Consider the following 14,745-nt stretch of genomic DNA (forward strand, 5'->3'; position numbering starts at 1 on the left):
GTAATTTTTCCTAAAAATTAGGATATTCATTTAATTAAAAATTATTTCTATTTTAATTTTTTTATTTGTCAAAAGAAAGAATCAGCTAAATCCTAAGTTTGTTAAAAAAGATTTTTAATCAGAAATGATTACATTGGTGATGTGATGATCATAACACCTTTAAACATTTTCGGACAGATTCAAAAATTCAAAGTCTTTTTATATTTAATTATCAAATTATTTCAAATGGTTATAATAAAATTTGATTTCAGATAAATAATATATAGAAGATATCATCCAAATATGGAATTGTGAATAGATAAAGATATCTGGTTACCTAATAATAATATGGATAAACAAAAAATTTTTTATGTTAGTAATAATACATTTAAGCCTGATAGATTAATTACAACTATGCATAAATATATTTAATTAAATTAAGACTGTTTCTTTATTTTCAAAACTAAATAAAGCAAATAATACTTTAAGCTACTAATCAAATTTTTATCTTTAAGATGAGATTTGGCATAAATACGATAATCATTAACCCGCATTTTATACTTATAACTTTTAAGAGGGGTATTTGCCCAAGGGGTGAAGTGTTTATAAAAATTATACAAATTTTGTGCAAGTCCAGTGTGTTCTTGATACCACATCTTTCTTGCACCAGTAAAATGAATTATGTATGGTAACGATTTTTTGTTGTAAAAAAATGTCTCTTTTTGCTTGTCATTTATCCAGGTAAATAAATAATTCCATTTAGGATCTATCCATAAAACTTGATTTTGTAATACGACATTTAAAGCATCTTGATCAGGATAAATTAGATGTTTTTTTTCAGACGATAGTAATATTTGATTAACTTTATTTTCAGTATCAAACTCAATCCACTTATTAACATTAATATACAAAAAACCAGAGTTAAAATAATTAGTTGAATTAAGTTGAAGCCTTTTCTGGTTTTTCAACATATTTTCTTTGTCTAATGAATCGGGCGTTACACCACAAACCACCGAATCTATATTAATATCCGAAATTGAAGAAATATTAGCAAAACATAAAGTATCCGCATCAAGATAAATGAATTTATCAACAACACCCTTTAATAGTCTGGGAACTAATAGTCGTATATACATCGACCGATTAATATGTTTGACTTTGTAATTTTGAGTATCAGAATATTTTGTCAACTCATCTAAAGGGATTGAATGTAGCGTAATTGAAGGACTAAGTTGTTCTAACTTCTGTTGTTCCTCTAGCGAAACATCATACAAAAAAACATGAAAATGAATATTATTATTGAGATTATTATGTATTATAGAACTTATCGACACACCTACATGTTCAAGATAATTTGAATCAGTACAATATGCAATATTAATAATATTATTCATTCCAGACACTCTTAAATAACTTATCGTGATATTTAGTCATTACCCAATTAATATGTCAATATAAAATTGATTATTACTTCATTGTTTAATTTAACGTATGTTACAATGTTATTTCAAATTTTCTAAAATCATCCTTAAATATTAGTAAAAATGAAAGAAAATCTTTTTATCAAAAAAATCACTACATTATTTGAAAATGCTCAAGCATCTTTAGAAACCACACATATTGCATTTTGTTTTGATGACAATTATGCAATGCCAGCAGGAATAGCGATGTCCTCAGTTATCTCAAATAATATGGATAAAAATCTGGTATTTCATTTATTTGTTAATAATGTAACTAATGAAAAAATATCAATGTTTAATCAACTAAACAACGATAATATTAGCATAATTTGTTATGAAATAGGGGATGATTTTTCTATTAATCCTGATACATTAGTATTGCATGTGTCTGCCTCAACCTGCTTACGATTTGTCGTTCCTCAGATATTAAATAAAGTGACTTCGCGAGTTTTGTATTTAGATTGCGATGTACTTTGTACAAATAATCTTAATGAATTAATTCACACTGATTTAAGTGATAAATATGCAGCAGTGGTACCTGATGTTGATAAAACGCAAGAAAAACAATGCCCAGCTTGTGATATCCCTTACGGTGAATATTTTAATGCCGGAATGATCTATATTAATACTGATATGTGGGTAGATAATAATCTTACTGATAAAGCGTTTGCTATGATAAATAGCGGTAAAGTATATAAGTTTGCTGATCAAGATGTTTTAAATATATTAATGCAAGGTAAAACTGTTTTTCTTCCTAAAATTTATAATCAACTTACATCACTTACCGTTGGTGGTAATGAAGATAATTTGTTAAGTGAAGATACTGTTATTATTCATTATGTTACCGGCAATAAACCATGGTATCAGTTATATTTAACTCCACTTTATCAAACTTATATTGCTTCTTCACCATGGGCTAATCAAAAATTATCATTGGCTAATGAAAATGCGCCTTCAACTACAAGACGGTATGCAAAATTGTTAGCTAGTCAGAAAAAGTATTTTTCGGCGTTCAAATATTATTTACTTTATCTTAAGCACAAAGTTACTAAAAAACGATAAGGATGTTCGTCGTGATTCAAGTTGATAGATTTATTAACAAAAGAAATGAATTACTGTCACATAATTTTGACAATAACCAGTCTGTTTTGCATATTTTATTATGCTTTGATGATAATTATGCATTATCAGCAGGTGTAAATATTTTATCTATTTTTGAAAATAATCCTTTAAGACCGATTCATTTTCATTTATTTACTCATAATCTATCTGATGAAAATAGACTTAAATTTAGTGAAATAAAGTTCGATACTATATCAATAACTGAATATATTATTAATGATCAGTTTAAAGTCGATCAAAAAAATACCGAACAATTTCCACTTTCAGCCTGTGTTCGTTTAATAGCACCAATATTATTAAAAAATACTACTGATAAATTACTTTATGTTGATAGTGATACTTTATGTATTAATAGTTTATCAGAAATTGATAGTATTGATTTAAGTTGTATTTTAGTCGCCGCGGTTGCTGACGAACCATATATGCAACAATCTCAATGTACTAAATATCATATAGTTGAAGGCTCTTATTTTAATTCTGGTGTTATGCTGATTAATATTCCTCTTTGGTGCGAAGACGAAATTACTGATAAGACATTAGAACTATTGAATAGTGGTGAAAAGTACCAATATCCAGACCAAGATGTTTTGAATATTTGTGTCGGAGAAAAACGATTAATATTGCCAAGAAAATTTAATAATTTATTAGCATTATCGGTTAATGGTAATGAAGATGCAAAAGTCCCTAGCGAAACTATTTTTATTCATTATATAACGAAAAATAAACCTTGGCATGAGCCTTATCGCTCTAAATTATTTGATGCTTATTTAGAAAAATCACCATGGCAGAATGACAGTTTACCTTTGTATAATCCTAAAAAAACTTCTTCAATTCGTGCTTATTCAAAGTTAATGTTTAAGCAAAAAAAATATCTATTAGGAATAAAGCATTATCTAATTTATCTAAAAACTAAGTTTAAAAAGTAATACTAAAATATATACGGTTAATAGATATAAGCTTATTTAGTCAATAGATTTGAAACTTAATCTATTTCTAACTAAGCTTTTTCTTTATAGTGAATATTCATGTATATATTTTTGTCTGGGTTATTGCTATAGTATAGCTTGTAATTTAGATAACTGTTTATTTATAATTTCATCTCAACTTTATGAATATTTTATTTTTTTCAAACGTTAGCTTATTTCTTAAATAAATTTTCCAATATACATAGACAAATTGGGCTTATCTTCTAATTAGGTGCATTTTAAGTGATTAATGATTTTGCAGAAAATGGTTTGCTTGCGACAGCTATAGATGGTTTTGTTGCTAGAGAACCACAAAGACATATGGCAAATAAGGTCACTGAAGCAATAAATGCACAAAAGTCATTGGTGGTCGAAGCGGGTACTGGAACGGGTAAAACCTTTGCATATTTAGTTCCTGCATTACGCAGTGAGAAAAAAGCAATAATCTCGACAGGCTCCAAGAATTTACAAGAACAGTTATATAGTAAAGACTTACCCATTATCAAAAAAGCTTTAAATTATACTGGTAAAATTTCACTTCTTAAAGGTCGAGCCAATTATCTCTGTTTAGAGCGCATGTATCATCAATATGCTGCTGCCGGAGATTTAGATAAGAATTTACGAACTGATCTGGTTCGGGTTAAAAATTGGTCAATCAAAACAAAAGATGGTGACATTAGTAAATGTACAACTGTTACCGAAGATAATCCAATTTGGCCAATTTTAACTAGCACAAATGATAATTGTTTGGGTAGTGATTGTGAACATTACAACGATTGTTATGTGGTTAAAGCTCGTAAAAGAGCCATGAACGCTGATATTGTTGTTGTTAATCATCATCTATTTTTAGCTGATGTTGTTGTGAAAGATACCGGATTTGGTGAACTAATTCCTAAAGCTGATGTGATGATATTTGATGAAGCGCATCAACTTCCTGATCTTGCGTGTCACTATTTTGGTGAGCAGTTAACAAGTCGACAACTGTTCGACTTAGCTAAAGAGATAAATTTGGCTTATCGAACAGAAGTCAAAGACATGTCACAACTCCAGCAGTGTGCTGATAAACTACAAAAATGTACCCAAGATTTAAGATTGTTGATAAGCCAGCAAAATAATAAAGGAAATCTTCGTTATCTATTTAATCAAACCAATATTAAACAAGAATTATCTTATTTATTTGATGCGCTTGATTTTTGCAAAGAAGTTCTGTTATTAGCGATAGGGCGATCCACAACTTTAGATAATTGTTATGATCGAGTTAACCAATACCAGCAATTATTAAAAAAATTGTCCGAAACTCATGTACCAGGTTTCAGTTATTGGTATGAAAGTTCATACAGCTCTTTCCTCTTTGCATTAACTCCATTGTCGGTAACGGAAAAATTTGAGGAATTATTAATCCAGCGTAAAGGTGCCTGGATTTTCACATCAGCAACATTATCAGTTGATAATCAATTAGATTATTTTACCAAACGTTTAGGTTTAACTAATGCAGAATCATTAATTTTAGAAAGCCCATTTGATTATATCAATCAGACTATTTTGTGTGTACCACGTTATATACCATCACCAAATGAAAGGGGCAATGCTGAAAAACTTGTCAATATTTTATTACCGGTTATTGAGGCAAACAAAGGGCGTTGTTTTTTCCTTTGTACATCTTATGCAATGATGAATGCATTAGCTGAACATTTTCGCTTACATACCGAGTTACCGGTTTTAGTTCAAGGTGAAACAAGCAAATCAAAACTTCTTGAACAGTTTATTGAAAGTGGTAATGCACTATTAATCGCAACGAGCAGTTTTTGGGAAGGGATTGATGTTAGGGGAGATACTTTATCTTGTGTTATTATAGATAAATTACCGTTTACCTCACCAGATGATCCCTTAATGAAAGCGAGAATGGAAGATTGCCAAATGCAAGGTGGCGATGCCTTTAATGAAGTGCAATTACCTGAAGCCGTTATTACCTTAAAACAAGGTGTTGGGCGATTAATCCGTCATCATAATGATCGAGGAGCAATTATTATTTGCGATAATAGATTAGTTATGCGACCTTATGGGGCAACGTTTATAAATAGTTTACCACCATCGCCAAGAACCCGAGATGTTAACAAGGTAATCAATTTTTTATTATCTAACAACCAATCAGATAATCTGGAAACCAAATGAGTACTATTTTAGCCATTGATACTTCGACAGAAGCTTGTTCCGTAGCTCTATTTTTTCGAAATGAAATCACTCATGATTTTATGATTTCGGCACGTGATCATACTAAAAAGATCTTACCAATGGTTGATAAAATTTTAAGTCAATCAGGTTGCACGCTTTCACAACTTGATGCTATTGCTTTTGCTCAAGGTCCTGGTAGCTTTACTGGAGTAAGAATAGGTATTGGTGTAGCTCAAGGATTAGCATTAGGAATTGATAAACCGATGATAGGTGTCTCAACTTTGATGACCCTAGCGCAAGGCGCTTATAGGAAAACAGAGGCAAAGAAAGTCATACCTGCGATAGATGCTAGAATGGGCGAAGTCTATTTAGGACAATATGAGTATCAAAACCAAAATTGGCAAACGATCATTCCAGAATGTGTCGTCAAACCTGAAAATGTAATCAATAAAATTCAAAAAAGTCATAATGATTATTACTCAGCAGGTACAGGTTGGCAAACTTATCCTGAAATGTTAACAGGAACTAAGCCTAGTGAAGTATTCTTACCAGAAGCACAAGATTTGGTGGTTATCGCTCATCAAAAATGGTTAAGAAATGAAGTGGTTAAAGTTGAAGATGTCGAGCCAACTTATTTGCGTAATGAAGTTACATGGCAAAAATTGCCGGGGCGTTAAGATAAACCACCGAAATGGTTTATCTGTATTTGATGTGCAAAAGTATTTAGTCTTGAAATAATCCCAAATTAGCTTTGGCATATGCTTCAAAATCAGTACAGCCGCCAATTGGTTTTTCATCAATAAAAATTTGTGGTACGGTTTCAACCGGTTTACCAACACTTTTAGAAAGATCTTCCTTGGTAATACCTTCTGCATTTATATCTACATATCGATATGAAAAATCATCACGTTCTTGAGATAACTTTTCGGCAAGCTCTTTAGCTCGCACACAATATGGACATCCTTGACGTCCAAAAATAACAGCGTACATATTTCACCTCTATGAGTTAAATTGAATAAAATTACTATACTTTAGTTTTGAATAAAAAAAAGTAGATAAATCTAGTTGATATAATAGATTATATCTATTGATATTACATCCGCATAGCGTGTAAGGTATACGTTTTAATCATTTAAATGATTAATTGATTATTTTATAGCTGCTTTTATTAAAAAAAGTTGAGGAACGGGGTTTTTTAATTCTTAAAATTGATGCTAATTTGATATTACTCGCTATAATTTAAATTTCAACCATTAAATGGATGTCAAAATGCTAAAAAAAATAATAGTTATTTTTTCATTAACCTTATCAATAACAGTGTTTGCGGCACAAAAAGAGTGTGCTGTAAAACCCAATTACGATATAGTGATAAATAAAGACAACATCCAAATCGTAAATAAGTCGAATGATTTATCGATCAAGAATGATGGCAAAGTAATACTTAATAAGAAAACAATATCAGCTAGCCCTCAATTACGTAAAAATCTCAATGAGTTTCAAAAAAGTCTAAGATCACAATTACCACAACTAGAACAACAATCATTAGATTTATTATTGGAAGTAAAAGTTGCTTTCGATCTAGCAATAACAAGAAAATTAAGTGATGACCGAGAACTACATGGTGAATTAAATAAATTATATAAACGATTAGTTAAGTTGTTACATCGTTCAATTATAACTGAAAATGGAACAACAAAATTTTATTACCAAAACTTTAATAAATTAAAAAAAGATGGACAAGATATCGGTGAACGTATTTTTTATAATGTTGTGGGGGGAAGTATTTTAGAATTTAACTTCTTTAAAAACTTCGGTGCCATCAAAGATATCTCAAAAAATGAATGGAAAGCTCAAAAACCTAAACTTAAAGCATTCGATTCACATATTTGTTCGGTAATTACTGATATAGACAAACAATATCAACAGATTTTAACAGAACTTAGTCAATCAACCGATAAGTGAATAGACAATAATAAAAACTTTTGCGAGAATACCCCATTCATTGGGTAAAAGAAGTAATCGCTTATGACTGCAAAAATAATTGATGGTAAAGCGTTAGCGCAGCAAATACGTAACGAAATAGCCAAAAAGGTAAAATCACGGACTGAACAAGGTTTATCTGTTCCAGGACTAGCTGTTATACAAGTTGGTTCTGATCCCGCTTCTAAAATTTATGTTAAAAATAAGCAAAAAGCTTGTGACGATGTCGGCTTTGCTTCTTTTGCTTATGATTATCCATCTTCAACCACTGAGGCATTATTAGCGTTGATCGATGAATTAAATCAACGAGCCGATGTTCATGGCATCTTAGTTCAGCTTCCATTACCAGATAACATTGATAAGACAAAAGTGTTAGAGCGTATCGATCCTCGTAAAGATGTTGATGGTTTTCATCCTTATAATATTGGTCATTTATTACAACGCGATCCGATATTACGCCCATGCACGCCGTATGGTGTTGTTAAAATGTTAGAATCAACCGGCATTAATTTATCTGGCTTAAACGCAACAGTTGTAGGCGCATCGAGCATTGTTGGACGTCCTATGGCGTTAGAATTATTGTTATTAGGTTGTACCACAACGATTACTCATAGCAGAACTATTGATTTAGAAAAGCATGTTCGTAATGCTGATATTGTTGTTGCGGGTGTTGGAATCCCTAACTATGTTAAGGGAGAATGGATCAAACCTGGTGCTATCGTAATTGATGTTGGAATTAACCGTTTACCTGATGGCAAACTTGTTGGAGATGTAGAATTCGATATTGCTAGCCAACATGCCGGTTGGATCACACCTGTACCTGGTGGAGTAGGGCCAATGACGGTTGCAATGTTAATGAGTAATACATTAGAGGCATGTGAAAGATTTAGCGAGTAAGTCTAAGATAATAGACAGATTTGTATTATGATTTTTATGAATTAAAAAATGAAAATAAGGACATCTTATGATTATATTTCATACTTCTTTAGGTGATATTAAGATCAATACTTTTGATGATAAAGCTCCTGAAACAGTCAAAAATTTTGTTGAATATTGTAAAGAAGGTTTCTATGACAACACTATATTCCATCGAGTGATTAATAATTTTATGATTCAAGGTGGTGGATTTGAGCCAGGTATGAAACAGAAAAAAACTAAGGCTCCAATCAAAAATGAGGCTGCTAATGGTCTAAAAAATAGTCGTGGTACTTTAGCTATGGCACGTACAAGTGATCCTCATTCCGCGACGGCTCAATTCTTTATTAATGTCGTTGATAATGATTATTTAAATTATCGTTCTTCTGATATTAATGGTTTTGGTTACTGCGTATTTGCAGAAGTTGTGGATGGCATGGATGTTGTCGATAAGATCAAAGCCGTTAAAACTGGCCGTAATGGAATGCATTCTGATGTGCCAGTTGAAGATGTCGTGATTAAGAGTGTAACGGTTGAATAATCCTGTTCGCTTTTTTATCGCAGATATTCACCTCGGTGAAAACGAGCCTGCTGCACATCATTTTGATATTACAGCAGGCTTTTTGTCATTTCTTAAACAATTACCTAATGGCTGTGAACTCTATATTCTAGGGGATTTGTTTGACTATTGGGTGGGGGATGATGTTGATTCAAAACTACACAAGCAGATTTCGGATGCTTTAAATGAGTTATCCTCAAAGCAAATTAAAAAGTTTTTTGTCCACGGTAATCGTGATTTTCTGATTGGTAAAGACTATGCTAAACGATGTGATATGACCTTCCTAGGTGATATTAATTGTTTAGTCAATCAGGATAAAAATATTGTTTTTTTACATGGCGACCTGCTTTGTATTGATGATCATCAATACCAAAAATTCCGAAAAATCATGCATAAAAAGTGGCTACAAAAGTTATTTTTATTCTTACCATTATTTATTCGATTAAAAATTGCGACGAAATTACGAAAAGAGAGTAGTCAGCATAATCAAATAAAATCAGAAACTATCATGGATGTAAATCCACAAGCAGTGATTGATATGATGATTGAGAATAATGCCAATATAATGGTTCATGGCCATACTCATAAACCTGCAACCCATCATCTAACCATTAATGGTGAATCAGTAACCAGAATAGTATTAGGTGCTTGGCATGATGGTGTTTCATATATAAAACAAGAAGAGAATAGTACTACATTAAAGCTTTATAGCCAGTCTTTCAAATAGTTACTTTGTAATATTTGTTCTGTCGTACCAAAGTCTATTAATTTCCCCTGTTCTAACACGGCTACATGCTGAGCAATACGTTTGACTTCATTAATATTATGGGTGACATAGATAATAGGTATGTTCAAGTCACTCACTAGTTTATTAATATAGCTTAATAACTCCTTTTTACGGGGCATATCTAAAGCGGATAAAGGTTCATCCATCAATAATAATTTGGGGTTGGTTAATAAAGCTCGACCAATGGCAACTCGCTGTTTTTCACCACCTGACAGCATCGCTGGATAACGATCAAGTAGTGAACCAATATTGAGCACATTGACAATATCATCAAATTTTTCTGTATTTAACGATCGTGCCCCATAAGTTAAATTTTTGATTACTTTATAATGAGGAAAAAGTAGTGCATCTTGAAAAACAGTACCAATTTGTCTTTTCTCTGGTGTGACAAAAATATGTTTTTCTGTATCGACTAAACTATCTTGTTTTAAATTGATATAACCGTTATCAGGTTTGATTAAACCATTAATAAGGTTGATAAGTGTTGATTTTCCCGAACCAGAAACCCCTAAAACAGCAGTCACACCTTGGCAGTTAATTTCATGTTTAAATTCGAAAACAAACGAGGCAAGTTTTTTGCTTACATTGATATTTAACATTATCGCTATCCTGTTAATTTCTTTTTATGCCAACGATTTAGCATCTCTGAAACGAATAAGGCAACTAAAGATAAAATGATCGAAACAATACAAAGTCGTAATGCTCCTGACTCGCCATCTGGGGTTTGTAATAAGGTGTACATTGCTAATGGAAGGGTGCGTGTTTCTCCTTGAATGTTTGATACAAAGGTAATTGTCGCGCCAAATTCACCCAAGCAACGAGCAAAACCGAGCACGACTCCCATTAAAATTCCAGGGAAAGCTAATGGTAGCGTGACAGTCATAAAGACTCGAAATGGTTTAGCACCTAAAGTTCGAGCTACATTTTCTAAACGTGAATCTATCGATTCAATTGCTAATCGAATCGATCGAACCATAAGCGGGAACGCAACCACAGCAGAAGCTAAAGCTGCACCTTGCCAATTGAAGCTAAAGCTTAAATGAAAATATTTATCTAACCATTCGCCAATAAAGCCATGGCGACCCATTGTTAAGAGTAGAAGATAGCCTAATACTACTGGAGGCAACACTAAAGGCAAATGGACAATGCTATCAAATAGTGATTTACCGATAAATTGACATCTTGCTAAAATCCAAGCTGTCAACACACCTATTGGAAGGCTAAAGACAATTGCTGCTCCTGCTATTTTCAAGCTTAACAGCAATGTTTGCCATTCATACTCAGTTAACATCATCTTGTTTAAATTCTATTCAGTTATAAAACCATATTTTTGGAAAATCTTTTTGGCAGTTTCAGAACTTAAATATTGATAAAATTCTTTTGCTTCAGGTTTAAGTAATGTGATCGGATATTCAATTGGCGTAAATGTCTCAGCGGGAAAACTACCAATAATTTTCACTTTATCACTTACTTTCGCATCAGTACTGTAAACAATACCTAATGCAGCTTCATTACGCTCAACTAACATTAATGCATCACGAACATTACTTGCTGGCGCCATTTGAGGCAATAATTTATCAAATACGCCTAAATTGGTTAAAGATTCCTTAGCATAAAGCCCTGCAGGTACATGGTCAGGATCACCAACAGCTAACCTTTCTCCTTTTGGTAAAATGGCTTGCCAATCAGTATTTGCATTAATTTCTACCTTTTCTAATTTAGATTGTTTTGGAGCAATCAATACTAATCCATTTTTTAACAAATTCTGTTTATCTGTTGCAACTTTGTGTTCAATAAGATAATTCATCCACTTTTGGTCAGCAGACATAAAAATATCAGCAGGTGCCCCTTGTTCAATTTGTTTGGCTAATACAGAAGATGAAGCAAATGAGAAAACAATTTCTGCATCTTTGTAAGAAGTTGCAATATCTTGCATTGCATTAGTAAGTGATGCTGCTGCAAATACCGTAATTTTTTGGGTGGCAGATGTTGTTAAACTGACGAGTAAAGTTACTATAAATAGTGATACACCAATGATTCTACGCATTTTATTCCTCACATTCGTTATATAATGAACTATATAGCGATGCTATCAAAATTTATTAATAAAGTACAATCAAACTTTAAGCAGTACACTATTTTTATTCTTTACGAATAAGGCTAAGGACATTTTTTGAAGGAAAAGAAAAAAACGTCTACAATAGATTTACTTTTTTATTGAAAGTAGCTTGTTTATTCAATTAAGGCATAAAGTAATGCTGTCACCAGAAATATTATTAACTTTAAACATAAATCAGCAATTATTTACTGATCCCAGACGAATTGCCTTATTAAAAGCAATTGAACTAACTGGCTCACTAACCCAAGCGGCTAAGAAAGTCGGTATTAGCTATAAAACTGCTTGGGATGCGATAAACGAAATCAATCAGTTATCACCAAAACCTTTTTTAATAACAGCAACGGGTGGTAAAAATGGCGGAGGCACAAAACTTAGCGCTTATGCGATAAGGTTTATTCAGCTTTATGATCTCTTAACTCAACTCCAATATAATGCTTTTAATATTCTAAATGACGACAATATTCCTCTTGATGATATATTAAAAATAACCGCTAAATTATCATTACAGACTAGCGCCCGTAATCAAATCTATGGCAATGTTTCGAGCATTGAAACTAACAATATAGCTGGGTTTGTAAAAGTAAAATTAAGTGATAACCAAACTGAATTAAAAGCTTATATAACTCAACAAAGTATTGCGCGTTTAAAATTGAATATTGATAAAACTGTTCTTTTATTGATTAAAGCACCTTTGATTGAATTGAATGATTTAAATGAAAATCAATTAAGAGTTAAAGTTGAAAAAATAGTAAGCGATGGTCAATTATCTGAGATCTCATTTTCATTACCTTCCGGTCTGATGCTTTATGCTAATAAATCAACCAGTGAAATTAATCATCTAAAATTAACCGAAGGCCAAAAAACTACCATATCCATCCATCCCCAGAACATCATTGTTGCCACATTAGTCTAGCAGTTTGAGGTATTTATGTTACAAATTGAAAATGCAGTATATAAAATAAGTGATTTCAACGTTTTTAAAATTGAATCATTGACTATCAATAGTGGTGACATTGTCGCTTTTGTAGGTCGAAATGGCTCGGGCAAGTCGGTATTGGCTAAAGCATTAGCTGGTAATCAACCGTTATTGTCGGGTAAAGTTATCAATCAATTTAAATCAATAGCGCATATCTCATTTGAGCAACTTCAAAAAATAATAGATGATGAATGGAAACGCAATAATACCGATATGCTTAGTGACAACGAAGATGATACTGGATTAACTACAGCAGAAATTATTCAAGAAGTTAATCAAGATGCCGAACTTTGCGAACATTTAGCCCGACAATTTGGTATTGAACATCTGTTAGATCGTCGCTTTAAATATCTCTCAACCGGTGAAACACGCAAAACATTGATATGTCGCACATTAATGAGCCGACCGGAACTGCTAATTTTAGATGAACCGTTTGATGGTTTAGATGTTGCATCTCGAGCAAACCTAGCTGAAAAACTTAAACAACTCTCTGAAAAAAATATTACGATTGTAATGGTGTTGAATCGTTTTAATGAAATCCCAATATTTGTAAAAAATATTGGAATACTTGCTAACTGCCAGCTATTGAAATTTGGATCCAAAGACACCATATTAAATGACGTAGCCATCAAGCAACTTGCGAATTTAGAACAGCTATCAAACTTTACTTTACCCGAACCGGATGAAACACCCATTCAACTACCCGATACATTAGACCGCATTATATTAAATAATGGTCATGTTCAATATGATGGAAAGGCAATTATTAATGGACTTAGTTGGTTGGTAAAAGCGAATGAAAATTGGCAGATCATTGGTCCAAATGGCGCAGGTAAATCGACATTATTAAGTCTAATAACTGGCGATCATCCTCAAGGTTATAGTAATGATTTGACGCTATTTGGGCGAAAACGAGGGTCTGGCGAAACAATATGGGATATTAAACGTCATATTGGTTATGTCAGTAGTAGTTTTCATCTTGACTATCGAGTTAGCTTGAGTGTGGAAAATGTATTGGTATCGGGGTACTTTGATTCAATTGGGGTCTACCAAGCGATTAGTGATAAACAAGCAAAGTTAGTTAAGCAATGGTTACAATTACTAGATTTGACTGATTTAGCCGATAAACCCTTTCAATCATTATCTTGGGGACAACAGCGATTAGTATTGATAGCGAGAGCTTTAGTGAAACATCCAACATTACTTATCTTAGATGAACCGCTACAAGGACTGGATCATCTAAATAGAGAACTAGTAAAAAATTGGATTGATAATTTAATTGGTAAAGGTCGTACACAATTATTGTTTGTTTCACATCATGCAGAAGATGCACCAAAATGCATCACTCATCGATTAACTTTTGTGCCAAATGATACTGTTGGCTATCAATATAAAATTGAGCGTATCAAATAATGGATTAGTTATAAACTATTAAAATGAGACTTAAAAATAGAAATAATCAATAAAAAAACTTTTTTTTAGTGGCGTTTTTTTAAGCTAAAAATTCAAAAAAGTCTATATTGATTATACTTAGCAAGTTATCCCCGTTGCCTGTGGATAAGTCTGTGAATAGTTAATTGAAAAGTGTGCTAACTTCAATGTCTATCAGGTTTTTATTTAATTTGATTACAACTTAGCCATGATTTTAATAATTATTATTAATCATAACGTTACGATAAATCAAGGTATAGTTTTAATAATGTCTTAACAA

General features: G+C 32.1%; 15 protein-coding genes. 10 read left to right on the plus strand and 5 right to left on the minus strand.

Features of this window, described 5'->3' with window-relative positions; translation table 11 throughout:
• Window positions 1–416: 416 nt before the first annotated feature.
• Entirely contained in the window at window positions 417–1,373 is a 957-nt protein-coding gene (locus tag J3U27_RS06970; protein WP_267377135.1) for a glycosyltransferase family 8 protein, read from the minus strand.
• 150 nt (window positions 1,374–1,523) lie between these two features.
• Between J3U27_RS06970 and J3U27_RS06975 the strand changes: the two genes are divergently transcribed.
• The 4 genes from J3U27_RS06975 to tsaB all read left to right on the plus strand — a co-directional run bounded on the left by J3U27_RS06975 (window position 1,524) and on the right by tsaB (window position 6,375).
• The gene (locus J3U27_RS06975; RefSeq protein ID WP_267377137.1) at window positions 1,524–2,501 is read left to right on the plus strand and encodes a glycosyltransferase family 8 protein; all 978 of its coding nucleotides are present in this window, start codon (window positions 1,524–1,526) and stop codon (window positions 2,499–2,501) included.
• An 11-nt stretch (window positions 2,502–2,512) separates the two neighbouring features.
• Window positions 2,513–3,487: a glycosyltransferase family 8 protein gene (locus J3U27_RS06980; protein WP_267377138.1), complete on the plus strand. Its 975-nt coding sequence runs from the start codon at window positions 2,513–2,515 to the stop codon at window positions 3,485–3,487.
• Window positions 3,488–3,769: 282 nt separating this feature from the next.
• A complete protein-coding gene (locus J3U27_RS06985) occupies window positions 3,770–5,698 on the plus strand; it encodes an ATP-dependent DNA helicase (protein WP_065562578.1) in 1,929 nt (642 codons plus the stop codon).
• A complete protein-coding gene (gene tsaB / locus J3U27_RS06990) occupies window positions 5,695–6,375 on the plus strand; it encodes a tRNA (adenosine(37)-N6)-threonylcarbamoyltransferase complex dimerization subunit type 1 TsaB (RefSeq protein WP_267377139.1) in 681 nt (226 codons plus the stop codon). Before J3U27_RS06985 ends, tsaB begins: the two co-directional genes overlap by 4 nt.
• Before the next feature lie 46 nt (window positions 6,376–6,421).
• Here tsaB and J3U27_RS06995 read toward each other — a convergent pair whose 3' ends face one another.
• The gene (locus J3U27_RS06995) at window positions 6,422–6,688 is read right to left on the minus strand and encodes a GrxA family glutaredoxin (RefSeq protein WP_065562576.1); all 267 of its coding nucleotides are present in this window, start codon (window positions 6,686–6,688) and stop codon (window positions 6,422–6,424) included.
• A gap of 279 nt (window positions 6,689–6,967) precedes the next feature.
• Here J3U27_RS06995 and J3U27_RS07000 point away from each other — a divergent pair, with 279 nt between their 5' ends.
• From J3U27_RS07000 to J3U27_RS07015, 4 genes are all read left to right on the plus strand, one after another.
• Complete coding sequence (locus tag J3U27_RS07000) at window positions 6,968–7,660, plus strand: DUF2884 family protein (RefSeq protein ID WP_065734601.1); 693 nt, start codon at window positions 6,968–6,970, stop codon at window positions 7,658–7,660.
• A gap of 63 nt (window positions 7,661–7,723) precedes the next feature.
• Entirely contained in the window at window positions 7,724–8,575 is an 852-nt protein-coding gene (folD, locus tag J3U27_RS07005; RefSeq protein WP_065562574.1) for a bifunctional methylenetetrahydrofolate dehydrogenase/methenyltetrahydrofolate cyclohydrolase FolD, read from the plus strand.
• A gap of 67 nt (window positions 8,576–8,642) precedes the next feature.
• Window positions 8,643–9,134, plus strand: coding sequence for a peptidylprolyl isomerase B (gene ppiB / locus J3U27_RS07010; RefSeq protein WP_065562573.1), 492 nt, complete (start codon window positions 8,643–8,645; stop codon window positions 9,132–9,134).
• A complete protein-coding gene (locus J3U27_RS07015) occupies window positions 9,127–9,879 on the plus strand; it encodes a UDP-2,3-diacylglucosamine diphosphatase (RefSeq protein WP_267377140.1) in 753 nt (250 codons plus the stop codon). The genes ppiB and J3U27_RS07015 overlap by 8 nt, the downstream gene beginning before the upstream one ends.
• On the opposite strand, the gene modC is transcribed toward J3U27_RS07015, so the two are convergent.
• Genes modC through modA form a run of 3 tightly spaced genes read right to left on the minus strand, consistent with a single transcriptional unit; the run spans window position 9,858 to window position 11,986 of the window.
• Window positions 9,858–10,538, minus strand: coding sequence for a molybdenum ABC transporter ATP-binding protein (gene modC, locus J3U27_RS07020; RefSeq protein WP_267330196.1), 681 nt, complete (start codon window positions 10,536–10,538; stop codon window positions 9,858–9,860). The two genes, J3U27_RS07015 and modC, sit on opposite strands and share 22 nt — an antisense overlap.
• Before the next feature lie 5 nt (window positions 10,539–10,543).
• The gene (gene modB / locus J3U27_RS07025) at window positions 10,544–11,233 is read right to left on the minus strand and encodes a molybdate ABC transporter permease subunit (protein WP_065562570.1); all 690 of its coding nucleotides are present in this window, start codon (window positions 11,231–11,233) and stop codon (window positions 10,544–10,546) included.
• A 12-nt stretch (window positions 11,234–11,245) separates the two neighbouring features.
• Window positions 11,246–11,986 (minus strand): molybdate ABC transporter substrate-binding protein, encoded by a 741-nt coding sequence (modA, locus tag J3U27_RS07030; RefSeq protein ID WP_218058406.1) that lies wholly within the window; start codon window positions 11,984–11,986, stop codon window positions 11,246–11,248.
• Between the two features lie 208 nt (window positions 11,987–12,194).
• On the opposite strand from modA, the gene J3U27_RS07035 reads away from it, so the two are divergent.
• Window positions 12,195–12,971 (plus strand): TOBE domain-containing protein, encoded by a 777-nt coding sequence (locus tag J3U27_RS07035; RefSeq protein WP_065562568.1) that lies wholly within the window; start codon window positions 12,195–12,197, stop codon window positions 12,969–12,971.
• A gap of 15 nt (window positions 12,972–12,986) precedes the next feature.
• Window positions 12,987–14,447 carry a molybdate ABC transporter ATP-binding protein ModF gene (gene modF / locus J3U27_RS07040; protein WP_267377141.1) on the plus strand — a complete coding sequence of 487 codons (1,461 nt, stop codon included), beginning with the start codon at window positions 12,987–12,989 and terminating at the stop codon, window positions 14,445–14,447.
• The last annotated feature ends 298 nt before the right edge of the window (window positions 14,448–14,745 follow it).

The organism is Gilliamella sp. B2911 (assembly GCF_026536965.1).
Lineage (GTDB): Bacteria > Pseudomonadota > Gammaproteobacteria > Enterobacterales > Orbaceae > Gilliamella > Gilliamella apicola_E.